The organism is Pseudomonas sp. G(2018), from assembly GCF_005502415.1.
GTDB lineage: Bacteria > Pseudomonadota > Gammaproteobacteria > Pseudomonadales > Pseudomonadaceae > Aquipseudomonas.
Genome location: NZ_SCOO01000007.1, coordinates 49,061 through 71,979, shown reverse-complemented (window position 1 = coordinate 71,979; position 22,919 = coordinate 49,061). Strand labels below are relative to the sequence as shown.

The following is a 22,919-nucleotide window of genomic DNA, read 5'->3' as shown; positions in this document are numbered from 1 at the left end:
CATTTCCGAGCAGCCACACCGTTTCATGCCCCCTGACCTTTAGGACACTCAAATGAATCGCGCAGTCATGATGATCCTGGCCATTTCAAGCTCTCTCTTGCTGGGAGGCTGTGGCCATCACTGGGATGACGGAGAAAGGTACGGCCGATACCACGATCATGATCATCGCCGCGGGTATGACCAAAGGGATGACGATGATCAGGGTTATGACCGTCGATACGATCGTCGCGACTATGATCGCGATCACCGTCGTTATCGTGATCGTGATCGTGACGACAGAGACGACTGATGCAATCCGGCGTCTTTCGATCGCGAACCCCAGAAACGACAAAGCCCTGAATAATCGGGGCTTTGTTGTTCTAACATGACGTCCGGGCGACCAGCGTCATATTCGTAGAAGATCAGCGCCCTGGGCCAGCAGTGCCCAGGGCAGGATGCCGTCCTGGAATTCACTAGTTCGGTATGTGCTGCGGGCAAGATGAGGGCTTAGTCAACCATCACCTCGTCCAGTGCCTGCTCGAGGGTGCTGACCGTGCGCTCGATATTGTGCAGCTTTTCGAGTCCGAACAGACCGATGCGGAAGGTCTGGAAGTCGGCCGGCTCGTCGCATTGCAACGGCACTCCGGCGGCGATCTGTAGGCCGTGGTCGGCAAATTTCTTGCCGCTCTTGATGCCGGCATCATCGGTGTAGCTCACCACTACGCCAGGGGCCTGAAAGCCGGCTGCGGCCACGCTTTTGATGCCTTTGCCGGTCAACATTGCGCGCACCCGATCGCCCAGAGTCTGTTGTTCGCTGCGGACCTTGTCGAACCCGTAGGCTTGCGTCTCTTTCATCACGTCGTTAAATCGCGCGAGGGAATCGCAGGGCATGGTCGCATGGTAGGCATGTCCGCCCTGTTCGTAGGCCTGCATGATCTGAAGCCACTTTTTCAGGTCGCAGGCGAAGCTGCTGCTCTGCGTCTGTTCGATGCGCCCGAGGGCCAAAGAACTGAGCATCACCAGGGCGCAGCAAGGGGAGGCGCTCCAGCCTTTCTGTGGTGCGCTGATCAGCAGGTCGACTGCGCATTTCTGCATATCAACCCAAAGCGCGCCTGAGGCGATGCAGTCCAGCACGAACAGGCCACCCACCGCATGCACGGCGTCGCCGACGGCCCGCAGGTACTCGTCGGGCAGGATAATTCCTGATGAGGTTTCAACGTGGGGGGCGAAGACAATTTGCGGCTTGTGCGCCGCAATGGCTGCCAGCACTTCGTCCAGAGGGGGTGGGGCGTAGGCAGCCTGGCGACCCGTGTCGACCGGTCGGGCTTTCAGCACCGTGGTGGCTGCCGGGATGTTGCCCATCTCAAGGATCTGGCTCCAGCGATAACTGAACCAGCCGTTGCGTATCACCAGGCATTGCTGGTCGGTGGCAAACTGTCGCGCCACCGCTTCCATGCCGAATGTGCCGCTGCCCGGGACCACCGCAACAGCCTGGGCGTTGTAGACCTGTTTCAGGGTGCTGGAAATGTTCTTCATCACGCCTTGAAATGACTGCGACATGTGGTTGAGCGAGCGGTCGGTGTAGACCACTGAGTACTCGACCAGCCCCTCGGGATCGATACTGGGATATAGCTTTGACATAGGTGACTCCTTTGGCAGAGATCTCAGTGGTATCGACCCTGCCCTAAGCCTTGGCAAATGACAAGATTGCTCGGGATTGAATTACGACTTCTGTCGAGCGGCCGGCATCATCAATGCTCGCAGGTGGCTGCTGAGTTGTGGGGGGGCGGGCCTTAAAGGTGCCTGCCTCCTTACGTTCGGTCGATAACGACCAGTTACGAAGGGCAGCAGCCGACCCATTGCTCACGCTCGCGATGGACTGCAGTCGGCTGTGGATTCAAACGGCAGCAATAGGCGAAAACTACCTTTAGTGAAAGCGGGCTATTCGGTGAATCAGGTTCCGAGGCAACAGCTACTCTAACCTTATTAAACGAGTAGAACCTCATCAGCCGTAGGCAGCCGGTTAGACTTTCACGCAGGGCGGCGAACTCGGTTGGTATCTCTTGATGGCGGACACCCAAACTGGCGACTGTATTCCCGGCTGAATTGCGACGGGCTTTCGTAGCCCACTCGATAGCAGGCACTCGCCACATCCAGCCCTTCGCCGAGCAACAGGCGGCGGGCTTCCTGCAGGCGGAGTTGTTTTTGATACTGCAGCGGACTCATGGCCGTCACTGCCTTGAAGCGATGATGCAATGTGGAGCTGCCCAAATTGGAGACCCGGGCGAGTTCTTCGATGCGTAAGGGTTGGGTGTAGTGGTTGTTCAACCAATCGATTGCCCGCGTTACCCGACGCGTTTGCGAGTCACCGAGGGCAAGCTCATACAGACGACGTCCGTGCACGCCTCGCAGGAGGCGGTAATACAGCTCGCGAAGGGCGAGGGGCGCGAGCATGCCGATGTCTTTCGGTGTTTCCAGCAGCCGGACCAGCCGAAGCATTGTTTCCAGCAGGGGCACATCGACCTTTTCAAGGAAAAGGCCAAGTTCCGGCTCGTCCGGGACGCCCGTCGGGGGAGCATCGGCGATGACCTGAGCGATTTCCGTGGCCTCGAAATCAAAACGGATACACAGGTAGGGCGCCTCCGGGCGGGCCATCAGCACGCGACCGGAAACCGGAAGCGTCACCGATACCACCAGGTAACTGAGCGGGTCGTACAGGTAATGGTCGTCGCCCAGGCCGATTTCTTTTTGTCCTTGCACGATCAGGCAAAGTGCCGGCTTGTGCACGGTATGGATAAGCTCCGAAGGCGCGTCAAAACGGATGACATGCAGGGGCGCTATGGCGGTCTCATAGATCCCGGGTGCGGTAAACCGTTGCGTCAGCAAGCGAACCAGTTCGTCACGGTAGATGGCCGTGTTCTGAAGGATGAAAGCATCGCTCTGTTCCATTTCAAGGCTCTCACAAGTGTTCATGAGCGTCTGCCTGAAACTTTCCAGGCAGACGATATTCACCCGACATCATCAAATTGCTCATTGCCGATAAAGAATCATGCCGGCGTGATACAGCACATCGTCATGAAAGTGGCCATCAGCGGTAAAGCCGCTATCGTCCCAGTACTGGATGTAGTCCCCCACCATTTCGTAGCGGCCCTGGTAGGCGCTCTTATTTTTACCACGAGCCTCGTCGTAACGCCCAGTCGCCAGTAGCTCGTGACGGATGAATCCATCAGCGGTGACCCACATGCCTGCGTAACTATGATCAGGCGTGGCTTGTTTTGCATTTTTCATCAGTTTTTCTCCTCGATGGCAGGCTTAGCCGATATGACCCAGCGCAGTCTGGTTTGAGCCGTCTTCGGCAACGCGAAAACCCGGAGTGCGGTCACTGCCGCCTTCAGACACCCGCATGCCGGGAGTTCGATCAGCACCGTCTGCGGCCAGGTACAGGCTGGTAGGGGAGAGGCTGACCGCGCAAGCAACGATCGCGCTGATCGCCAGTGAAAGGGAAAGCCGTTTTGCGTTTTTCATTGTTCAGTCCTCGTTGACGTAGTTCAGCTGAGTGGCCTGCCGTGGCCTGTGTCTGCGTCCGTTGCGTATTTTCAGATTACGTAGCCGAGCGGAGCGGCGTTAGGACGAAACTGCCGCAGATTTGCCTGATCCTCTTGGCTTGCCGAAGTGCCTGCCAGCTCCTTCCTGCGGTGGCTCACCCGGCCGTGACGGTCATGCCGCCGTCTGCCATGACCACCGAACCGACCATGAAGCTGGCACGGTCCGAGGCGATGAACGCGACCACTTCGGCGATTTCTTCCGGTTGTGCAGCGCGGCCGATCGGCGCGGCCTCGCCATGTTGGGCGAGAAATGCAGGGCCATCGTCGACCACATCGTTGAGGATGTTGGTCACCACATCCCCCACACCGACGGCATTGACGCGGATGCCGTGGCCAATGACCTCAAGCGCCAGGGTGCGCGTCAGTTGGGCAAGCGCGCCTTTGGAGGCGGTGTAGGCGGCAATGGTGGGGAAGGCGAAGTAGGAGGCGTAGGACGCGATGTTGACGATCGAACCGGATTTATTAGGCATCATCGCTTTGACCGCTTCGCGGCTATGCAGAAATGCTGCCGTGGCATTGACCGCCTGAATGCGCTCCCAGTCTTCGCGAGTCATGTCGATGACCAGCTTGTTGATGATGATGCCGGCGTTATTGACCAGGATGTCCAGTCGACCGAACTGCTCGACGGCCAATGCGACCGCGCGCTCGGCTGCCCCGTCCTGAGTGATGTCGGCCACCAGCGGTACCAGACCAGGGCGAACCAGCGCCTCCACCTCAGGGTTTATATCTTCGGCGATGACCTTGGCGCCGCGGGCATGCAGCAGCAGTGCGATGGCCTTGCCGATTCCACTGGCCGCGCCAGTGACCAGAGCGACTTTACCGGCCACTTCGTTTGGCTTGCTGTTCTTGATATCGGTCATGATGTACTCCAGCGTTTGATCGAGCAGGGGATAAGCCGGGTCGGCGCCCGCAAGGCGCTGTCATCGGCGACGGGCCTACTGTCTCGCAGCGAGGCGAGGTCGGCTTTCGTGAGATTGCCCACGCTGTCGGGGTTTTGCGCCGAATGTCAGTGAGGGAGGTTCGGTGCTCGATTCAACCAACGGGGAAAGCCCGATATCATTGATCCGGACTCAACGCGCAGATTTCGGGCAAGTGCCTGGTGAAGGCTGTCTGGCTTTGCACAACCGAGTATGAAAAGGACGTGTTCATGACAAACACCAGGCGAACGTCCCTGGCACAGATGTCGACTTCCTCCCAAGACTTGCGCATCACAGGGGAGTCGATGCGTGAATACCTGCCAGGCGAACCGCAGGCGTTACCACCGTGCCGGGAAATCAAGGACATCGTGATTCAGCTGTTTACCCATCGCAGCGTCATTGAGCCCATTCTCGTGCCTGCGGTGGTGGAACCGCTGCTCGTCCTGGTTCTGGCGGGGGCGGCGAGGGTGGAGGAGCGCGTGCTGGGTGGGGAGTGGGAAGCGGCAGAGGTCAGCGCTGGCGATTTTTTCCTCACCAGTTCCGATGAGCCTTATGAAATGCGCTGGCGGACTCACGGAGGCGATACCTTCGAAGTCATGCATCTTTATCTGGGGCTGCCGCTGATCGAGCAAGCGTCTCGAGAACTGTTGGGTGAGCACGCCGGGCCTGTGCGTTTGCGCGATGTTTCAGGGGGACGGGACGGGCGCGTCGCGTTTGTCATGGAGCAGTTGCGCAACGAACTGGTCCTGGAACGCTCGCCCAGCTCGCTTTTCGCCCGCTCTCTGGCGCAGGCGCTGGTCGTACATCTGGTGCGCAGCTATCTCGCAGATACCCGGCCCGGGCGTCGGGTCAATGCCTTGCAAGCCTACAAACTGCGCAAAGTCACTGACGCCATGAGCGCGGATCTGGGCGCTGAGTTCAGCCTGGAAAAGCTGGCCAGGTTGGCCGAACTGAGTGAATACCACTTCAGCCGAATGTTCAAGCGTGCGACGGGACTGTCGCCTTCACAGTACTTCATCCGCTTGCGCATGGTTCGCGCACGGCACCTGTTGCTGGAGACCCGGCGCAGCGTCATCGACGTTGGGCTGGAGGTCGGCTACTCAAGCCCCAGTCACTTCTCCCAGGTATTTCGTCGTGAGGTGGGCGTAACGCCCAGCGAGTTCCGTGGGGCTTGAGCGTCGCTGCGTTACATGTTTTGCAGACGATGCACACAGACACGAATAGGCAAAAGTTGCGCAGGTTTTGGCACGCGTCGACGAGGCCCGTGCCCTTAATCTTTCCGACGTACCCCGCAGCAACGCCCGCGCCTTCAGCGGTCGGCGCTGAACTTCAATGCATACAGCAGGAGCTACGGATATGTCGAACATTCACAACAAAGTCGTCCTGATTACCGGTGCAAGCAGTGGTATTGGCGAAGCGGCGGCGAGGTTGATCGCCGCCAAAGGTGCCCATGTGGTACTCGGCGCCCGCCGTACCGAGCGTCTGGAAAAACTAGTGCGCGAGATCCAGGCCGAAGGTGGCTCGGCAAGTGCCTGCGCACTGGACGTTACGGATCTGCAATCCATGCACGCATTCGTGGCATTCGCCAAAACGCAACATGGCAAGGTCGATGTGATCATCAACAACGCGGGCGTGATGCCTCTGTCTCCCCTGGCCTCGTTGAAGGTCAACGAATGGAACCAGATGCTCGATGTCAACGTTCGCGGAGTACTGCACGGTATTGCCGCCGTCTTGCCGGACATGCAGGCGCAAGGTTTCGGTCAGGTCATTAATATCTCGTCGATTGGTGGCCTCGCGGTTTCTCCGACAGCCGCGGTGTACTGCGCGACCAAATTCGCAGTCAGGGCTATCTCGGATGGTCTGCGGCAGGAAACGGACAAGATCCGGGTCACCGTGGTGTGCCCGGGGGTCGTTGAGTCCGAACTGGCGGATACGATTTCGGATGATTTGGCCCGCGAGGAAATGAAAGCCTTCCGGCGTGTGGCGCTCAACGCAGACGCCATTGCGCGAGCGCTCGCCTATGCCATCGAGCAGCCCGACGATGTTGATGTGAGTGAGATTGTGGTTCGTCCGACCGCCAGCCCACACTGAGCAGTTTTGGGAGCAAGGCGCACCCTGGTTCGGAGGCAGTCGTTCATGAGCGGCTGCTCTCGGCCCAGAGTGTGTAAAAACGCTTCACCAAAATTGAAGTATGCGCATCTACGTTAAATCTGAAATTTATCGGCACGTCAGCAGATGTGGATTTCGCGTAGAAACGCGATTTCCAGTCCGATTTTGAGTACCTGTCGCGCTCAAAAACGTTTTTACACAGCCTCGGCCGCAAGCTGCCTATTGCACACCATCAAACGTATGCTTCACTTTTTGGTCAAGCTATTTGATTTGGGTGGGAAAAGGGCGCGCAGAGGTAGGGTTGGGGAAATGACCCAAAAGAAGCGGAAACGATCCAGAGAGGGTGCAGCAGAAATTGCATGCTGCAGAAACGACAAAGCCCTGAATAATCAGGGCTCTGTCGTATGAAGATGGCGGAGGCGATGGGATTCGAACTCATGGACCTGTTACAGTCGACGGTTTTCAAGACCGTTGCCTTAAACCACTCGGCCACACCTCCGTTTGCGTTGCGGGCGCCATAATACCTGAATGAAACACACTGTCAAACTCTCTGCATAGCTTGTTACAGAGCGTCTGTTATGATCTTTGCGACTGAACGTTACAAACCAACAGGAGTGTCGCCATGCGCGAACAGGATTACGCAGTTAATAACAGCTTGCAGGCTGAGCAGCTAGAGGTTAGCCGCGTCCTGCGCAACACATATGGCTTGCTGGCACTGACGCTCGCCTTCAGCGGTGTGATGGCCTACGTTGCCCAGCAGATGCGTGTCGGCTACCCGAACATTTTCGTGGTGCTGATCGGCTTTTATGGCCTTTTCTTCCTCACCAACAAACTCCGTGATTCCGCCTGGGGCCTGGTGTCGGCATTTGCCCTGACCGGTTTCATGGGTTTCCTGCTCGGCCCGATCCTCAACCGTTACCTGGGCATGCAGGGCGGCGCTGAAGTGGTCAGCTCGGCCTTTGCCATGACGGCACTGGTGTTCGGTGGTCTGTCGGCCTACGTGCTGATCTCCCGCAAGGACATGAGTTTCCTCAGTGGCTTCATCACTGCGGGTTTCTTCGTGTTGCTGGGTGCAGTGGTTGCCAGCTTCTTCTTCCAGATCAGCGGTCTGCAACTGGCGATCAGCGCAGGTTTCGTGCTGTTCTCCTCGGTCTGCATTCTGTTCCAGACCAGCGCCATCATTCACGGCGGCGAGCGTAACTACATCATGGCGACCATCAGCCTGTATGTATCGATCTACAACCTGTTCGTCAGCCTGTTGCAGTTGTTCGGCATCATGAGCCGTGATGACTGATTGTCAGCGTTAAGCAAAAAACCCGCTTCGGCGGGTTTTTTCTTGTCTGCAATTTGATGAGAGAACTATGCCATTGGCGGTAGCCGGCGTTTGACCGGGGTTTTCTTGACGATCGCGGTGTTGGTTTCGGCGTGGGTGTTGAGACGATCGAGCAGGGTATCCAGTTGTTCCATCGAGCGAACGTGCAGGCGCGCGATGAAGCAATCGTCACCGGTCACCTTGTCGCACTCGGTGAACTCGGGAATGGCCATGATCTGCCGTTCCACTTCCTGCAACTGACCCGGCAGCGGGCGAACGCGCACGATGGCCTGGAGTTGATAGCCAAAGCATTTCGGGTCGATTTCAACGGTGTAGCCCTTGAGTACGCCACGTTCCTCGAGGCGGCGCAGGCGTTCGGCAACGCTGGGTGAGGACAGGCCGCTGAGGTGTGCCAGGGCCTTGAGCGAGCGTCGCGAGTCTTCCATCAATGCCGTGATCAGCACTTGGTCGATGTCATCGGTCATGGCGAAAACCTCTATTAGGCATTTTTTCAGAATTGCCTTTATAAAAAAGGCAGATTACGAGTTTAGCCTGATTTTTGCGCTGGAGAAGCGCCTCGGCTGATTGGCATACTTTGCCCACTAACAGAGGAGTCTGGAAATGGACAAAACAATACGTCGCGGCTCGTTCGAAATGACCGCCGCCATGCTGATCTCCGGGACCATCGGCTGGTTTGTGCTGGTGTCGGGACAACCGGTGCTGGACGTGGTGTTCTGGCGCTGCCTGTTCGGGGCCGGTGCGCTGCTGTTGATTTGCGCGGCATTCGGCTTCCTGCGCCCCGGCATCCTGACTCGCACCACGTTCCTGTTGGCCGTATTCAGTGGTGTGGCGATCGTCGGCAACTGGGTATTGTTGTTCGCTTCCTATTCCCGCGCTTCGATTGCCATCGGCACCGCAGTCTACAACGTGCAACCGTTCATGCTGGTGGGCCTGGCCGCGGTCTTCCTCAACGAGAAAGTTACGCTGCAGAAGCTGGCATGGCTGGGTGTTTCGTTTCTCGGAATGCTGGCGATCGTCAGTGCACATGGCGGGGAGGGCGAGAGCGGTAACGAGTATCTGATAGGTATCGTTCTGGCCTTGGGTGCTGCGTTCCTCTACGCGATCGCCGCGTTGATCATCAAGCGCCTGACCGGCACGCCGCCACACTTGATTGCGTTGGTTCAGGTCAGCACCGGCGTGTTGCTGCTCGCGCCATTCGCGCACTTTTCGGCCCTGCCACAGGAGGCAAGCGCCTGGGGCAGCCTGGTCACCCTGGGCATCGTGCACACCGGCGTGATGTACGTGCTGCTATACGGCGCGATCCAGAAACTGCCGACGGCATTGACCGGCGCACTGTCGTTCATCTATCCGATCGCGGCGATCTTCGTCGACTGGTTTGCCTTCGGCCATCGCCTGGAACCGCTGCAATGGATCGGGGTAGCTGCGATTCTGCTGGCCGCCGCCGGCATGCAGCAGGGCTGGAGCTTGAAGTTTCGGCGGACGGTTACCCCGTAAACCGCTCGGATGTTCCAGCGCGACGCAGTGCATACGATAGCGCCGATACGAGTCCAGCAACGGACGCAGTACCGGCGCAGCAGCGGTGGCAGGGTGGTACTCAGATTCGCGCTCCTCAGAAAATGTAATCAGTGGTCAAAAAGCTCGAACTGCGCCCGCTGATGATCTCGCTGATCAGATCCTTGTTAGTCTCCTGAAACTTGGTCGCCACCAACGTACGGATCGAAAACACCCGCAACGCGTCATGCACCGACAACGTACCCTCGGCGGAATTTTTGCGTCCATTGAATGGGTAGGTGTCCGGGCCGCGCTGGCACTGGGCATTGAGGTTGATGCGCCCGACCTGGTTGGCGAAGGTGTCCACCAGTCGGCCGACAGCGACCGGGTTGGTGCCGAAGATGCTCAACTGCTGGCCGAAGTCCGACTCCAGAACGTAATCGATCACCGTGTCCAGATGACGGTACGGCACGATCGGCACCACCGGGCCGAACTGTTCTTCCTGGTAGACGCGCATCTGTGGCGTCACCGGGTACAGCACCGCCGGGTAGAAGAACGACGCGCGGGCCTCGCCGCCATGGGGGTTCACCACTTTCGCGCCTTTGCCGACGGCATCGGCCACCAGCGCGTGCAGGTAATCGACCTTGCTCGACTCCGGCAGGGGCGTCAGGGCCACGCCGCTGTCCCACGGCATGCCGGGTTTGAGCGAGGCCAGTTTGGCGTTGAATTTCTCGATAAAAGCATCGACCACGTCTTCGTGGACGAAAAGGATTTTCAGCGCGGTGCAGCGCTGGCCGTTGAACGACAGGGAGCCGGTGACCGCTTCGTTCACGGCGTTATCCAGATCCACTTCCGGCAGGACGATGCCGGGATTCTTCGCGTCCAGCCCCAGCGCCGCGCGCAGGCGGTGAGGGCGCGGATGCAGTTTCTTCAAGTCACTGGCGGCCTTGTTGGTGCCGATGAACGCAAAGATATCGATCTTGCCGCTGGCCATCAGCGCGCTCACGGTCTCGCGACCACTGCCGTAGATCACGTTGATCACCCCGGCCGGGAAGCTGTCGCGGAACGCTTCCAGCAGCGGGCGAATCAGCAGCACGCCGAGCTTGGCCGGTTTGAATACCACGGTGTTGCCCATGATCAGCGCCGGAATCAACGTGGTGAAGGTTTCGTTCAACGGATAGTTGTAAGGCCCCATGCACAACGCCACGCCCATCGGTACGCGGCGGATCTGGCCGAGGGTGTCCTGTTCCAGTTCGAAGCGGCTGGAGCGGCGGTCGAGTTCTTTCAGGGCGTTGATGGTGTCGACGATGTAATCGCAGGTGCGGTCGAACTCTTTTTCCGAATCCTTGAGGTTCTTGCCGATTTCCCACATCAGCAGCTTGACGACGGCCTCGCGCTGTTCGCGCATGCGCCCCAGGAAGGTTTCGACATGCTGGATGCGCTCGGCCACGCGCATGGTCGGCCACAGACCCTGGCCGCGATCGTAGGCGCGGACGGCAGCGTCGAGGGCGGTCAGTGCGGTGTCGGCGTCCAGCAGCGGCGTGCTGCCGAGGATGACTTGTTCGTCACCTGATGCGGTGCTCAGGTACACCGGGCTGCGCACTGTGGCGAGGGCGCCCGGCCAGGTTTTCAGGGTGCCGTCGACCAGGTATTCACGCTGCTCGATCTGGCCGTCCAGACGGTATTTTTCCGGGATGCTGCCGGCCTCGGGAAACAGGTTGCCAAGGAGATCTGCTGTGCTCATGTCGCTACCCCGTGTGAGTTGGCGAGCCAGGCCCTCTGTGGGAGCGAGCCTGCTCGCGAAGGTCGTGAACGATAACGCTTAAAAATCAGATGCCCTGCGGCGCCTCTGGATTTTTTGCGAGCGAGCTCGCGCCTACAGTTAATTTCCATGACGGATCACCCGATTTTTTCAGTCAATCGAGCGGCGATGGGCAGAATAGAGGGGTTGAGGGTCTGGATCTTGTGTCACAAGCGTAGACTGCTTTGCGCGATTCTTGAAACGCTACTTTTGACCTCAGTCCACACAACGGCCAGTGCTGCGGTTAAACTTCGCGTTCTTTCTAAAGGAGTTCACATGAGTCACTACCAGCCGGGCATCCTCGCCACCCCTGTTCCGCCTCACGCCCGCCATATGTTCTTCGCCCTCGAATCCGCTGCCGATCTGCCGGCCGCGCTCGACAAGTTGGTGCAACTGGTGGACGGCACGTCGGCTGTGGTCGGTTTTGGTGAGTCCCTGGTCAAGGCCCTGGATGGCAATATCGAAGGGCTGCGGACGTTCCCGGCGATGAGCGGCGTGGGCGTGGATAACCCGTCGACCCAACACGCGCTGTGGTGCTGGTTGCACGGTACCGACCGTGGCGAATTGCTCAATCGCAGCCACGTTTTTGCCGCTGCATTGGCACCGGCCCTGCGCCTGGTGCAGGTGACCGAAGGTTTCCGCCACCGCGACGGCCATGACCTGACCGGCTACGAAGATGGCACCGAGAACCCTCGCGACGAAGCGGCCGCGGCTGCGGCGTTGGTGGGCGAGGGCGCTGAAGGCACGGTTGGCGGCAGCTTTGCCGCGATCCAGCAGTGGCAGCATGATCTCAAGCGTTTCCACGCAATGCCGTCCCACGAAACGGACGACATCATGGGCCGGCGCTTGAGCGACAACGAGGAACTCGATGACGCGCCGATCTCTGCCCACGTCAAACGTACCGCCCAGGAAAGCTTCGCCCCTGAGGCATTCGTGGTCCGCCGTTCGATGCCATGGATCGAAGACGATCGCGCCGGCCTGATGTTCCTGGCATTCGGATTCTCCCTCGACGCCTTCGAAGTCCAGCTGCGACGCATGAGCGGTCTGGAAGATGGCATCACCGACGGTCTGTACCGTATCAGCCGGCCGATCACCGGTGGCTACTACTGGTGCCCGCCGCTGAAAGACGGTCGCCTGGATCTGCGCGCCTTGCGCATCGGCTGAGCATGACGATGAACGTGGTGCGTTGGGGCATGATCGGTTGCGGCAGCGTTGCCGAGCGCAAGAGCGGGCCGGCCTTTTACAAGGCACCCGGTTCGGCGCTAGTGGCGGTGATGGGGCGGCGTCTGGAAGCGGTCAGCGATTACGCCGCGCGTCACGGCATCGCCCGGATCTACACCGACGTTGATGGGTTGATCAACGATCCCGAAGTCGACGCGGTGTACATTGCCACGCCCCCCGACAGCCATCACGCTTACGCCCTGAAGGTGGCCGCCGCAGGCAAGCATTGCTGTGTCGAAAAACCGATGGCGCTGCACGCCGGGCAAAGCCGTGAGATGCAAAAGGTTTTTGCCGATGCCGGGCTGCACCTGTTTGTTTCTTACTACCGGCGTTCGTTGCCGCGCTTCCAGCAGGTGCGGCAGTGGCTGGAGGACGGGCGGATCGGCGAGGTTCGGCACCTGAGCTGGACGTTGACCAAAGCCCCGTCGCCGGCCGATCTTGGCGGTACGGATAACTGGCGCACTGATCCTTCGATTGCCGGCGGCGGTTATTTCGCTGACCTCGCCAGCCATGGCTTCGACCTGTTCCAGTACCTGCTGGGCGATATCGTCGAAGTCGCCGGGTTCACCGCGCGGCAGGCGGGTTTGTATGCCGCCGAGGATGCCGTCAGCGCCAGCTGGCGGTTTGCCGGGGGAGCGCTGGGCATGGGCTGCTGGAACTTCGTGGCGGATCGGCGTGAGGATCGGGTCGAGGTGATTGGCAGCAAAGGCCGGATCAGCTTTTCGGTGTTCGACGAACAGCCGGTAGAGCTTGAGACCGATGAGCGACTCAGCCTGACCATCGAGCATCATGAGCATATCCAGTGGCATCACGTGTTGAGCATGAATGCTCATATTCGTGGTGAAGCCCGGCATCCAGCGCTGGCCGCAGAGGCGCTGAAGACAGATTGGGTCATGGACCAAATCCTCAAGCGCCACTAAACCTGTGGGAGCGAGCAGGCTCGTTCCACAGGGTGTTAGTGGTGGTCAGAAAGACTTGCTGGCACTCGCCACCACAGTCGCACTGCACACATCATCAAACCCCCAGTTGCTGGTGCACTGGCTCTTCGACAGATCTGTGTCGATGTAACTCAGCCCCAGCATCACGCCGGCCAGTTCATGGGTCAGCTTGACTTCCCATTCGCGGTACGAATCCTCGGCCTTGCCCGAACGCGAATACAGGTGCGGGTCCTTGAAATCCATCATGCCGTAGCGCAGTTTCAAGCCAACGTCGTGGGGCAATTCGGTCTCGTAACCGACATAGCTGTAGAGCGAATTCTGCTTGCTGTCGATGCCCGGTGCATCGGCGGAGTAGTAGGCCGCGAGTTTTACGCCATGGACGCTGAGAATGCCGTAGACCTCACTCTGGTTGAACTGGCTCTCCCTCGGGTAAGTGTATTTGAGATAGCCGACATCAAGGCTGACCGCGTCGGTGGCCTGCCACAGCCAACCGGCGTAGTAGTCGATTTCCTGGCGGGTTTTCAGGCCGCCGCCATAGTCGACGTTGGAACTCCAGGCGCCCAGGTACAGGCCGCTGGTATGGGCGAGGGTCATGGCGCCTTGCAGGGCCGGGTCGTTCTGGGTCTGGGAGATACCGCGGGTGCGATAGTCGCTGGCCAGGGTCACGTCGAGCAGCAGGGCGAAGTCATCGTTCAAGGGCACGGCCTGGCTGCTCAAGGGCAGCAAACTCAAGGTCCCGAGGGCGAGCAGGGTGGAAGCTTTCATGGGGTGTTTCCCGTTATTGTGATTGTTATGGGCAAGGCTGTTGTGGATGTACGGCAGGCAAAGCTGCGCCGGGCCTCGTGTCGAAACGCGAGGCAGGGCTGCGGATGGGTGGATTTTTCTTAGAGGGTAGCGGCGTAGACCTGGCGACCGGCGAACCAGGTCTGCAGCACTTGGGTATCGTGCAGGGCCTTGTTGTCGACGCTGAACACGTCACGGTCGAGCACGATGAAATCCGCTTGCTTGCCGGCACTCAACGAGCCGATCTGTTGGTCCAGGCCAATGGTCCGGGCGGCATTGAGGGTGTAGGCGTAGAACATGGTTTCGCGGTCAAGACGCTCATCGGCATTGAGTACCCCCAACGGACCGTCACGGGTGATGGCCTGGGCCATGGCATTCCACGGGTTGGGCGAGGACACCGGCCAGTCGCTGGCCCCGGCGATGGTTGCGCCCTGCTTGAGCAGCGAGTGCGCCGGGTACTGGTAACGGAAGGCCAGGGCGCTGACGTAAGGCTTGATCATGTCCGTGGTGTAGTCGTCGGCGCTGGCCCAGAGCAGTTGCATCGAGGCGATGACATCAAGCGGCTTGAAGCGGGCGAATTCTTTCGGGTTGACCATCTGCAGGTGGGTGATGGAGTGGGTGACGCCGCTCTGGCGGTCCTTGCGCGCCTGTTCGATACCGTTCAATGACTCGCGCACCGCTCGGTCGCCGATGGCATGAATGTGCACCCGCCAGCCCCGTTGATCGATGGCGCTGACCAATTCGCCGAAACGCTTCGGATCGATCAACAGTTCGCCCTGTTTGTGCGAGTTGCTGTAGGGATCGATCATCGCTGCACTCTGCGCCGGGTATTCGATCACGCCGTCGGCGAAGATCTTGATGCCCGGCAAGGTCAGGTTGGGGACGTCCTGAAATTGCTGGCGAACCTTGTCCAGGGTGTCGAGATCGGCCGGTACGCTTTTCGGATTGGCCACCAGCAGCGCGGCGACGTGTGCGGTCATGCCGCCGCTTTGCGAAAGTGCCTTGTACACCGGCAGCACGCCGACGGTTTTCTCCGTGGGCTTGAGGGCGAACACCGGCTCGCCCGGCGCGGCGTTGGCGGCGGGGTCCATCCACGCGGTGATGCCGAGGCTGTTGTTGTAGCTCACCGCGGTTTGCGCTGCCTTGAGCATGTCGGCGGCGCTAGGTGCCGGCATTTTCGAGGCAACCCGGTCCCAGCCGGCGTCCACCAGAAACCCGTTGGGATTGCCGTCCTTCAGCTTGCCAATGGTGCCGTCTTCAGCCGCCGGCAAAGACTTGATCAGCGCGGCATCGACACCGGCGCGCTTGAGCATCAAGTCGTTGGCCCAAGCCGTGTGGTGGTCGCTGCCGGTGAAGACGACGGGCACGCTGGCCCATTCACCGCTGTTGAATTTCTTGCCCAAGGCTTCGGACTGCGCCCAGTAGGCCGAACTCATGCCGGCCACGCTGAGTACATCGCCGTGCTTCGCCTTGCCGTCGTCACGCCAGGCACGCAAGCGTTTTTCCAGCTCATCGAGGTCGACCACCTCGTCTTCCATGTTCGCCGAGACCCTTTCCAGGCCACCGAAAATGGCGTGGGAGTGGCTGTCGATCAAGCCGGGCATCAGCGTCTTGCCGCCCAGGTCGATGACCCGGGTTCCCGATTCGATCAACGCCTTGATCTGTGCATCGCTGCCGACTTGCAGCACTTTGCCGTCCTGCACCGCCAAGGCCTGAACCTGGGGCTGGCTGCGGTCTGCGGTGAAGATCTTGCCATTGAAAACCACCAGATCAGCCGCTGCCATGGCTTCCAGCGAGGCAAAACTCACGGCGGCCATCAATAGATTCGGGATGAATCTTTTCATTGAATGTTTCCTTGTTATTGCGTCTGATGGCCAGATTAGTGGCTTGCCGAGCCCGGCAGAACGCCTCGCTCACGAAAAACATTTTTGCCTGAATGGAAAAAGAATGGACAAGTTGGGTGCGCTGAAAATGTTCGTGGTCACGGCGCAATTAGGCAGCTTCAGTCGCGCTGCCGAGCAATTGGGCAAGACGCCGTCGGCCCTGACCAAAGCGGTCAATCACCTGGAGGCGGAACTGGGTACGCGTTTGTTCGAGCGCAGTACCCGGCGGATTTCGCTGACGGAATCGGGGCGGCTCTATCTGGAAACGGCGCGTCAGGTGTTGCAGCGACTGGACGAGGCCGGCGAGGAAATCGAGCAGTTGCAACACGGCCTGCGCGGCAGCCTGAAAATCACCGCGCCGCTGGCGTATGGGCAGGCTTTTCTCGATCAGGTGTGCGGCGGTTTTCTTGAGCAATACCCGCAGATCAACCTGCAAGTGGACCTGTGCGATGACTTCGTCAATCTGCTGGAAAGCGGCTACGACCTGGCCTTGCGCGAAGGCCATGACGACTTGCCGGGACTGATCGCCCGTGTTGTCGGCAGCAATCGCCTGGCGCTGTGCGGTAGTCCCGAGTACCTGGCGCGCAAGGGGCTGCCGGTCACCCCGCAAACCCTCGATGAGCACGAGTGGTTGCTGTATCGCCACCCGTTGCTCAGCCGCGAGTTCTGGTGGGCCGAGCGCAGTGGTCAGCGCCTGAGTTTGCCGCAGCCCCGGTCGCCACGCTTGCGCAGCGACAATTACGATTTGCTGCTGGCCAATGCCTTGGCCGGGCGCGGGTTGCTGCACACGCCATTGTGGAGTGCCGCGCCGTATCTGGCCGACGGGCGACTGGTGCGGGTGATGGCTGACTATGACATCGACCCGGACACCTTTGGTCCGTACATCCTGGCGGTGTACCCCAGCCATCGACGGGCCACGGCCAAGGTGTTGGCGTTTATCGATTACATCACCGCTTATCTGGCCGATTCCCTGCCACTGTAGGAGCGAGCTTGCTCGCGAAAAACCCGAGGACGCCGCGGGGTATCTGGTTTTACGCGTTATCGTTGACGTCCATCGCGAGCAAGCTAGCTCCTACAGTGCATCAACGGTACTTGTCAGAAAAACAGCGGAAGAGTACAAATGTACTCCATGACGATATTAACTCCCCGCCGTACCGCCATCCTGACCTTTATCCGCGAGCGTATCGCCGAGTACGGTCAGTCCCCGAGCCTCGCCGAGATCAGCGAGGCGTTCGGTTTTGCCTCCCGCAGCGTGGCGCGCAAGCATGTGCTGGCGCTCACCGAAGCCGGGTTTATCGAAGTCAACCCGCACCAGGCCCGGGGCATTCGATTGCTCGGGCAACCCCCGCGCCCCGAGCTGCTGGACATCCCGGTACTCGGTCGGGTGGCGGCGGGTGCGCCGATCGGGGCCGATGCCGAAGTCCATAGCCGATTGCTGCTCGACCCGGCGATGTTCTCCCGCACGCCGGACTACATGCTGCGGGTTAGCGGCGACTCGATGATCGAGGACGGCATTCTCGACAGTGACCTGGTGGGTGTGCACCGCAACCCCGAGGCGCTCAACGGCCAGATCGTCGTGGCGCGGCTCGACGGCGAAGTCACCATCAAGCGCTTTGAACGGGTCGGCGACCGGGTTCGCCTGTTGCCGCGCAACCCGGCCTATGAGCCGATCATCGTCGAGGCCGACCGGGACCTGGCCATCGAAGGTGTGTTCTGTGGTCTGGTGAGGCAAGGCTGATGGGTGCCGTCGTTGCGCTGGATACGCTGTTCAATGGCGGCCAGGTCTGGAAGGGCCGGCCTGCGCCGCCGGCCGCCAGCCCGCAACCCACCGGCCATGCCGCGCTGGATGCGGCACTGCCCACGGGTGGCTGGCCGGAAGCGGCATTGACCGAGATCCTTCTGGCCGGGCAGGGCGTGGGCGAGTTGCAACTGGTGTGGCCGGCGCTGGCGCGGCTGTCGGCGGCGGGCGAGCGCATTGTGCTGGTGGCACCGCCTTACGTGCCGTACCCCCAGGCCTGGCAGAACGCCGGGGTCGATCTGCGCCAATTGTCGATCATCCAGGCCAGCGAGCGCGACGCGTTGTGGGCGGCGGAACAATGCCTGCGTTCGGGCAGTTGCGGCGCGGTGCTGTGCTGGCCGCACAAGGCCGACGATCGCGCCTTGCGCCGTTTGCAGGTGGCGGCGGAAACCGGCCAGACCCTGGCCTTCGCCTATCGCTCGCTCAGCGAAGCGGTCAACCCCTCGCCAGCGGCCCTGCGCATCGCCATCGATGCCAGGCCTGCGCAATTGCGCGTGCTCAAGTGCCGGGGCGGTCTGGCCCGTTCGGCGCCGATTGCTTTCCCCGTGGGACATTGAGGTTGCCATGCGCTGGGTCTGCATTCTGTTCCCGCAACTGGCGCTGGACGCGATACTGCGTCAGCGCGCCGATCCCAATGAGCCGCTGGCGCTGCTGATCGGCCCGGCCCAGCGTCGGGTGCTGCAAGCGGTCAACGGCCCCGCGCGAGCCCTGGGCCTGCGTCCCGGCCAGACCATGAGCGCCGCCCAGGCCTTGAGCAAGAGCTTCGCCACGGCCGAGTACGATGTCGCCGACATCGAGCACTGGCAGCAGTTTCTGGCTGCCTGGGCCTATCGGTTCAGTTCGCAAGTCAGCGTGCATTACCCGCGGGCGCTGGTGTTTGAAATCGAATCCAGCCTGGGCCTGTTCGGTGCCTGGCCACAATTCGAGGCGCGCTTGCGCAGGGAACTCGGCGAGCTGGGCTTTCGTCACCGCATTGTCGCCGCGCCCAACCCGGTGGCGGCGCGGATGCTGGCCAACGCTTATGACGGCCTGGTGGTACCCAACGAGCAAGCCTTGCAGCATCACCTGGGGCAATTGTCCGTCGACCGCATCGGCCTGGAGACCAGCGTGGCCACGGCGTTGTCGCGCATGGGCTTGCGCACCTTGAGTCAGCTTCAGGCGCTACCCCGGCAGAGTCTGGCCCGGCGTTTCGAGGCCCAGGTACTCAAGCATCTGGACACCTTGCTCGGGTTGCGGCGGTTGGCGCTGGCGTTCTATCTGCCGCCGGATCGCTTCGATGTGCGCATCGAGCTCAATTTCGATGTGCAATCCCATCAGGCCCTGCTGTTTCCGTTACGCCGCCTGACCGGCGATCTGTCGGCGTTCCTGTGTGGACGGGATAGCGGTGTGCAGCGTTTCGACCTGCACCTGGAACATGCGGGGCTGCCGGACACCCTGATCAAGGTCGGCCTGCTCAGTGCCGAGCGCGACCCGGCGATGCTCTTCGAACTGGCCCGGGGGCGGCTGGAGCAGGTTCAGGTCGAGGCGTCGGTGCGTGGGTTTCGCCTGTGCGCCGAAGACCTGCCGACCTTCGTGCCGCAGTTTCAGGAACTGTTCGACAACCGCCCGCAGCAGTCCTTGCCCTGGGAGCAACTGCGCGAACGCCTGCGTGCACGGCTGGGGGATGATGCCGTGCATGGCCTGCGCTTTCAGGCCGATCACCGACCCGAGTGCGCGTGGCAGGCCAGTGCTGACAGTCAGCCCTGCGCGCGATTTCCGACCGTGAAACGACCCGGTTGGCTGCTCACTGAACCGCTGGCGGTGCACGAAGGCTCCACGCGCATCCTCATGGGACCGGAGCGCATCGAGTCCGGTTGGTGGGACGGCGACGACGTGCGTCGCGATTATTACCTGATCGAAACCCGTGCCGGCCAGCAAGGCTGGGCGTATCGAGCGGTCGGTGAGGACGGGCCGCTGTGGCTGCAAGGGTGGTTCGCATGAGCGCCGGGTATGCCGAACTGCACTGCCTGTCGAACTTCAGTTTCCAGCGCGGTGCCTCCAGTGCCCTTGAACTGTTTCAACGGGCAAAAAAGCAGGGCTACCAGGCGCTGGCGATCACCGATGAATGCACCTTGGCCGGTATCGTCCGCGCCTGGCAAGCGGCGAAGTCCGTTGAACTGCCGTTGATCATCGGCAGTGAGTTCCGCATCGACAACGGTCCGAAACTGGTGCTGCTGGTGGAGAACCTCAAGGGTTACCAGACCCTGTGTCGACTGATCACCCGCGCCCGCCGCCGTACGCAGAAAGGCCAGTACCAAATCCTGCGGGATGACTTCAGCGAGCCACTGCCGGGGCTGCTGGCGTTGTGGGTGCCGGACGCGGTGGATGACTTCGAGCAGGGCCGCTGGCTGAAACAGGTTTTTGCCGAGGGCCTGTGGTTGGCGGTGCAGTTGCATCGCGGTCAGGACGACACCCGACGCTTGAGCGATCTGCTGACCCTGGCCAGGGAACTGCGGATTCCCGCCGTGGCGAGCGGCGATGTGCACATGCACGCCCGAGGGCGCCGTGCCTTGCAGGACACCATGACTGCGATCCGTCATCACCTGCCGGTAGCCGATGCCGGGTTGCGCCTGCACCCCAACGGCGAACGGCATCTGCGCAGTCTCGACATCCTGCGCGAACTCTATCCGCCGGCCTTGCTCGAAGAAACGCAGGTCATTGCCCGGCGCTGCACGTTCGACCTCGGCCAGTTGCGTTATCAGTATCCCCGGGAGCTGGTGCCTGACGGGTACTCGGCCACCTCCTGGCTGCGTCATTTGACCGAACAGGGCATTGCCTGGCGCTGGCCGAAAGGTCCGCAAGCCAAGGTACTCAAGCAGATCGACAAGGAACTGGAGCTGATCGCCGAGCTGGGCTACGAAAGCTACTTCCTGACGGTCCACGACATCGTCCGCTTCGCCCGTGAACAACAGATTCTTTGCCAGGGACGCGGCTCTGCGGCCAACTCGGCGGTGTGTTTTGCCCTGGGCATCACTGAAATCGATCCGGATCGCACCACGCTGCTGTTCGAGCGCTTTCTCTCCAAAGAGCGCAACGAGCCGCCGGACATCGACGTCGATTTCGAACACGAACGGCGCGAGGAAGTCTTGCAGTACGTGTTTCAGCGTTATGGCCGGGCCCGGGCTGCGCTGACCGCCGTGGTCAGCACCTATCATGCGGCCGGCGCGGTGCGCGACGTGGCCAAGGCGCTGGGCTTGCCGCCGGACCAGATCAATGCGTTGGCCGATTGTTGCGGTCACTGGAGCGACGAAACCCCGCCCGTGGAGCGTTTGCTCGAGGGCGGATTCGACCCTGAAAGCCCGGTGTTGCGCCGGGTGCTCAGCCTCACGGGGCAATTGATCGGTTTCCCCCGGCACCTGTCTCAGCACCCCGGTGGCTTCGTGATTTCCGAGCAACCCCTGGACAGCCTGGTGCCAGTGGAAAACGCGGCCATGGCCGAGCGCACCATCATTCAGTGGGACAAGGACGATCTCGATGCGGTCGGCCTGCTCAAGGTCGATATCCTCGCCTTGGGCATGCTCAGCGCCATCCGTCGCTGCCTCGACCTGTTGCGCAGGCATCGTCACCTGGACCTGAGCCTGGCGACGATCCCGTCCGAAGACGCGGCCACTTACGAAATGATCGGCCGTGCCGACACCATCGGCGTGTTCCAGATCGAATCCCGCGCGCAGATGTCGATGCTGCCCAGGCTTAAACCGGTCAATTTCTACGACCTGGTGATCGAGGTCGCGATCGTGCGGCCGGGGCCGATTCAGGGGGGCATGGTCCATCCGTACCTGCGCCGGCGAAACAAGGAAGAACCCGAGGTTTATCCGTCGCCGGAACTCAAAGTGGTGCTGGAACGCACCCTGGGCGTCCCCCTGTTCCAGGAGCAGGTGATGCAGATCGCCATCGTCGCCGCTGACTACAGCCCCGGCGAGGCCGATCAGTTGCGCCGTTCCATGGCGGCCTGGAAACGTCATGGCGGGCTCGAGCCGCACAAGGATCGGCTGGCCGCCGGTATGAAGAAAAACGGCTACACCGCCGAATTCGCCGCGCAGATCTTCGAACAGATCAAGGGGTTCGGCAGTTACGGTTTTCCCGAATCCCACGCCGCCAGTTTTGCCTTGCTGACCTACGCCAGTTGCTGGTTGAAATGCCACGAACCGGCCGCCTTCGCCTGTGCGCTGATCAACAGTTGGCCCATGGGCTTCTACAGCCCGGACCAGATCCTGCAGGACGCACGGCGCCATCATTTGCAGATCCGCCCGGTGGACGTGCGGGCCAGCGACTGGGATTGCAGCCTGGAACCGATTGCCGGCGCACAACCGGCAATTCGCATGGGCTTGCGGATGATCAAGGGGTTTCGCGAGGACGATGCCCGGCGTATCGAAGCGGCGCGGTCCAGGGGCGCCTTTGCCGACATCGCCGACCTTGGCGAGCGGGCGCGACTCGATGCCCGAGCCCAGGAGCAACTGGCCGATGCCGGTGCGTTGCGCGGTCTGGCCGGTGATCGCCATCGGGCGCGCTGGGAAGTGGCGGGGGTGCAGAAACAGCTCGGTCTGTTCGCAGGTTTGCCCAGCCATGAGGAGGGGACGGTGGCGCTGCCCAAACCCACGGTCGGCGAGGACTTGCAGGCCGATTACAACAGTCTAGGCACCACCCTCGGGCCGCACCCGCTGGCCTTGCTGCGCGGTGAATTGAAAGCCAGGCGTTGCCGCAGCTCGAAGGAACTGCTGGACGTCGAACATGGGCGGCCGGTGAGCATCGCCGGGCTGGTCACCGGTCGGCAACGGCCAGCCACCGCCAGTGGCGTGACCTTCGTCACTCTGGAAGACGAGTTCGGCAACGTCAACGTGGTGGTCTGGCGCGACCTGGCCGAGCGGCAACGCAAGGTGCTGGTCGGCTCGCAGTTGCTCAAGGTTGATGGGCGTTGGGAAAGGGAGGGCGAGGTGCGGCACTTGATCGCCGGGCGTTTGAGCGACTTGAGCCCACTGCTGGACGGCATCACCGTGCGCAGCCGGGACTTTCACTAATTCCGCA

21 protein-coding genes and 1 tRNA gene are annotated in these 22,919 nt (G+C 61.0%); 12 read left to right on the top strand and 10 right to left on the bottom strand.

The window, feature by feature from the left end:
* Positions 1-52 precede the first annotated feature (52 nt).
* Positions 53-289, top strand: a complete 237-nt coding sequence (locus tag FFS64_RS09365; protein ID WP_137805128.1) for a hypothetical protein — start codon at positions 53-55, stop codon at positions 287-289.
* A gap of 197 nt (positions 290-486) precedes the next feature.
* On the opposite strand, the gene FFS64_RS09360 is transcribed toward FFS64_RS09365, so the two are convergent.
* The 5 genes from FFS64_RS09360 to FFS64_RS09340 all read right to left on the bottom strand — a co-directional run bounded on the left by FFS64_RS09360 (position 487) and on the right by FFS64_RS09340 (position 4,444).
* Positions 487-1,620: an aminotransferase class V-fold PLP-dependent enzyme gene (locus FFS64_RS09360; protein WP_137805127.1), complete on the bottom strand. Its 1,134-nt coding sequence runs from the start codon at positions 1,618-1,620 to the stop codon at positions 487-489.
* A 390-nt stretch (positions 1,621-2,010) separates the two neighbouring features.
* A complete protein-coding gene (locus FFS64_RS09355; protein ID WP_137805291.1) occupies positions 2,011-2,928 on the bottom strand; it encodes an AraC family transcriptional regulator in 918 nt (305 codons plus the stop codon).
* An 81-nt stretch (positions 2,929-3,009) separates the two neighbouring features.
* Positions 3,010-3,267, bottom strand: coding sequence for an Atu4866 domain-containing protein (locus FFS64_RS09350; protein ID WP_137805126.1), 258 nt, complete (start codon positions 3,265-3,267; stop codon positions 3,010-3,012).
* 24 nt (positions 3,268-3,291) lie between these two features.
* Positions 3,292-3,504 carry a hypothetical protein gene (locus FFS64_RS09345; RefSeq protein WP_137805125.1) on the bottom strand — a complete coding sequence of 71 codons (213 nt, stop codon included), beginning with the start codon at positions 3,502-3,504 and terminating at the stop codon, positions 3,292-3,294.
* Between the two features lie 175 nt (positions 3,505-3,679).
* Entirely contained in the window at positions 3,680-4,444 is a 765-nt protein-coding gene (locus FFS64_RS09340; RefSeq protein ID WP_137805124.1) for an SDR family NAD(P)-dependent oxidoreductase, read from the bottom strand.
* Between the two features lie 287 nt (positions 4,445-4,731).
* On the opposite strand from FFS64_RS09340, the gene FFS64_RS09335 reads away from it, so the two are divergent.
* Positions 4,732-5,676 (top strand): AraC family transcriptional regulator, encoded by a 945-nt coding sequence (locus FFS64_RS09335; protein ID WP_137805123.1) that lies wholly within the window; start codon positions 4,732-4,734, stop codon positions 5,674-5,676.
* Between the two features lie 181 nt (positions 5,677-5,857).
* Entirely contained in the window at positions 5,858-6,592 is a 735-nt protein-coding gene (locus FFS64_RS09330) for an SDR family oxidoreductase (protein ID WP_137805122.1), read from the top strand.
* A gap of 429 nt (positions 6,593-7,021) precedes the next feature.
* Here FFS64_RS09330 and FFS64_RS09325 read toward each other — a convergent pair.
* Positions 7,022-7,109, bottom strand: a tRNA-Ser gene (locus FFS64_RS09325).
* A 123-nt stretch (positions 7,110-7,232) separates the two neighbouring features.
* Here FFS64_RS09325 and FFS64_RS09320 point away from each other — a divergent pair.
* Positions 7,233-7,904, top strand: coding sequence for a Bax inhibitor-1/YccA family protein (locus tag FFS64_RS09320; RefSeq protein ID WP_137805121.1), 672 nt, complete (start codon positions 7,233-7,235; stop codon positions 7,902-7,904).
* 65 nt (positions 7,905-7,969) lie between these two features.
* Here FFS64_RS09320 and FFS64_RS09315 read toward each other — a convergent pair whose 3' ends face one another.
* Positions 7,970-8,407 carry an Lrp/AsnC family transcriptional regulator gene (locus FFS64_RS09315; RefSeq protein WP_095195338.1) on the bottom strand — a complete coding sequence of 146 codons (438 nt, stop codon included), beginning with the start codon at positions 8,405-8,407 and terminating at the stop codon, positions 7,970-7,972.
* Between the two features lie 136 nt (positions 8,408-8,543).
* On the opposite strand from FFS64_RS09315, the gene FFS64_RS09310 reads away from it, so the two are divergent.
* Positions 8,544-9,437 (top strand): DMT family transporter, encoded by an 894-nt coding sequence (locus FFS64_RS09310; protein WP_137805120.1) that lies wholly within the window; start codon positions 8,544-8,546, stop codon positions 9,435-9,437.
* A gap of 115 nt (positions 9,438-9,552) precedes the next feature.
* Here FFS64_RS09310 and FFS64_RS09305 read toward each other — a convergent pair whose 3' ends face one another.
* On the bottom strand, positions 9,553-11,178 hold the full coding sequence (locus FFS64_RS09305) for an NADP-dependent glyceraldehyde-3-phosphate dehydrogenase (RefSeq protein WP_137805119.1): 1,626 nt from the start codon (positions 11,176-11,178) through the stop codon (positions 9,553-9,555).
* 333 nt (positions 11,179-11,511) lie between these two features.
* Here FFS64_RS09305 and FFS64_RS09300 point away from each other — a divergent pair, with 333 nt between their 5' ends.
* Positions 11,512-12,399 (top strand): Dyp-type peroxidase, encoded by an 888-nt coding sequence (locus FFS64_RS09300; RefSeq protein ID WP_137805118.1) that lies wholly within the window; start codon positions 11,512-11,514, stop codon positions 12,397-12,399.
* A gap of 8 nt (positions 12,400-12,407) precedes the next feature.
* Positions 12,408-13,376 carry a Gfo/Idh/MocA family protein gene (locus FFS64_RS09295; RefSeq protein ID WP_137805117.1) on the top strand — a complete coding sequence of 323 codons (969 nt, stop codon included), beginning with the start codon at positions 12,408-12,410 and terminating at the stop codon, positions 13,374-13,376.
* Between the two features lie 45 nt (positions 13,377-13,421).
* On the opposite strand, the gene FFS64_RS09290 is transcribed toward FFS64_RS09295, so the two are convergent.
* Complete coding sequence (locus FFS64_RS09290; protein ID WP_137805116.1) at positions 13,422-14,159, bottom strand: TorF family putative porin; 738 nt, start codon at positions 14,157-14,159, stop codon at positions 13,422-13,424.
* Between the two features lie 119 nt (positions 14,160-14,278).
* Positions 14,279-16,021 (bottom strand): amidohydrolase, encoded by a 1,743-nt coding sequence (locus FFS64_RS09285; RefSeq protein WP_137805115.1) that lies wholly within the window; start codon positions 16,019-16,021, stop codon positions 14,279-14,281.
* A 103-nt stretch (positions 16,022-16,124) separates the two neighbouring features.
* Between FFS64_RS09285 and FFS64_RS09280 the strand changes: the two genes are divergently transcribed.
* The 5 genes from FFS64_RS09280 to FFS64_RS09255 all read left to right on the top strand — a co-directional run bounded on the left by FFS64_RS09280 (position 16,125) and on the right by FFS64_RS09255 (position 22,912).
* Positions 16,125-17,042: a LysR family transcriptional regulator gene (locus tag FFS64_RS09280; RefSeq protein WP_137805114.1), complete on the top strand. Its 918-nt coding sequence runs from the start codon at positions 16,125-16,127 to the stop codon at positions 17,040-17,042.
* 138 nt (positions 17,043-17,180) lie between these two features.
* Positions 17,181-17,798, top strand: coding sequence for a transcriptional repressor LexA (gene lexA / locus FFS64_RS09270; RefSeq protein WP_137805113.1), 618 nt, complete (start codon positions 17,181-17,183; stop codon positions 17,796-17,798).
* Positions 17,798-18,415 carry a translesion DNA synthesis-associated protein ImuA gene (imuA, locus tag FFS64_RS09265; protein WP_137805112.1) on the top strand — a complete coding sequence of 206 codons (618 nt, stop codon included), beginning with the start codon at positions 17,798-17,800 and terminating at the stop codon, positions 18,413-18,415. The genes lexA and imuA overlap by 1 nt, the downstream gene beginning before the upstream one ends.
* Positions 18,416-18,422: 7 nt before the next feature.
* Positions 18,423-19,838, top strand: a complete 1,416-nt coding sequence (locus FFS64_RS09260) for a DNA polymerase Y family protein (protein ID WP_137805111.1) — start codon at positions 18,423-18,425, stop codon at positions 19,836-19,838.
* Positions 19,814-22,912: an error-prone DNA polymerase gene (locus FFS64_RS09255; protein ID WP_372242170.1), complete on the top strand. Its 3,099-nt coding sequence runs from the start codon at positions 19,814-19,816 to the stop codon at positions 22,910-22,912. Before FFS64_RS09260 ends, FFS64_RS09255 begins: the two co-directional genes overlap by 25 nt.
* Positions 22,913-22,919: the final 7 nt, after the last annotated feature.

Coding starts and splice junctions, on each gene's coding strand:
- FFS64_RS09365 (WP_137805128.1), top strand. CDS start 53: ATGAATCGCGCAGTCATGATGATCCTGGCCATTTCAAGCTCTCTCTTG.
- FFS64_RS09360 (WP_137805127.1), bottom strand. CDS start 1,620: ATGTCAAAGCTATATCCCAGTATCGATCCCGAGGGGCTGGTCGAGTAC.
- FFS64_RS09355 (WP_137805291.1), bottom strand. CDS start 2,928: ATGGAACAGAGCGATGCTTTCATCCTTCAGAACACGGCCATCTACCGT.
- FFS64_RS09350 (WP_137805126.1), bottom strand. CDS start 3,267: ATGAAAAATGCAAAACAAGCCACGCCTGATCATAGTTACGCAGGCATG.
- FFS64_RS09345 (WP_137805125.1), bottom strand. CDS start 3,504: ATGAAAAACGCAAAACGGCTTTCCCTTTCACTGGCGATCAGCGCGATC.
- FFS64_RS09340 (WP_137805124.1), bottom strand. CDS start 4,444: ATGACCGATATCAAGAACAGCAAGCCAAACGAAGTGGCCGGTAAAGTC.
- FFS64_RS09335 (WP_137805123.1), top strand. CDS start 4,732: ATGACAAACACCAGGCGAACGTCCCTGGCACAGATGTCGACTTCCTCC.
- FFS64_RS09330 (WP_137805122.1), top strand. CDS start 5,858: ATGTCGAACATTCACAACAAAGTCGTCCTGATTACCGGTGCAAGCAGT.
- FFS64_RS09320 (WP_137805121.1), top strand. CDS start 7,233: ATGCGCGAACAGGATTACGCAGTTAATAACAGCTTGCAGGCTGAGCAG.
- FFS64_RS09315 (WP_095195338.1), bottom strand. CDS start 8,407: ATGACCGATGACATCGACCAAGTGCTGATCACGGCATTGATGGAAGAC.
- FFS64_RS09310 (WP_137805120.1), top strand. CDS start 8,544: ATGGACAAAACAATACGTCGCGGCTCGTTCGAAATGACCGCCGCCATG.
- FFS64_RS09305 (WP_137805119.1), bottom strand. CDS start 11,178: ATGAGCACAGCAGATCTCCTTGGCAACCTGTTTCCCGAGGCCGGCAGC.
- FFS64_RS09300 (WP_137805118.1), top strand. CDS start 11,512: ATGAGTCACTACCAGCCGGGCATCCTCGCCACCCCTGTTCCGCCTCAC.
- FFS64_RS09295 (WP_137805117.1), top strand. CDS start 12,408: ATGAACGTGGTGCGTTGGGGCATGATCGGTTGCGGCAGCGTTGCCGAG.
- FFS64_RS09290 (WP_137805116.1), bottom strand. CDS start 14,159: ATGAAAGCTTCCACCCTGCTCGCCCTCGGGACCTTGAGTTTGCTGCCC.
- FFS64_RS09285 (WP_137805115.1), bottom strand. CDS start 16,021: ATGAAAAGATTCATCCCGAATCTATTGATGGCCGCCGTGAGTTTTGCC.
- FFS64_RS09280 (WP_137805114.1), top strand. CDS start 16,125: ATGGACAAGTTGGGTGCGCTGAAAATGTTCGTGGTCACGGCGCAATTA.
- lexA (WP_137805113.1), top strand. CDS start 17,181: ATGTACTCCATGACGATATTAACTCCCCGCCGTACCGCCATCCTGACC.
- imuA (WP_137805112.1), top strand. CDS start 17,798: ATGGGTGCCGTCGTTGCGCTGGATACGCTGTTCAATGGCGGCCAGGTC.
- FFS64_RS09260 (WP_137805111.1), top strand. CDS start 18,423: ATGCGCTGGGTCTGCATTCTGTTCCCGCAACTGGCGCTGGACGCGATA.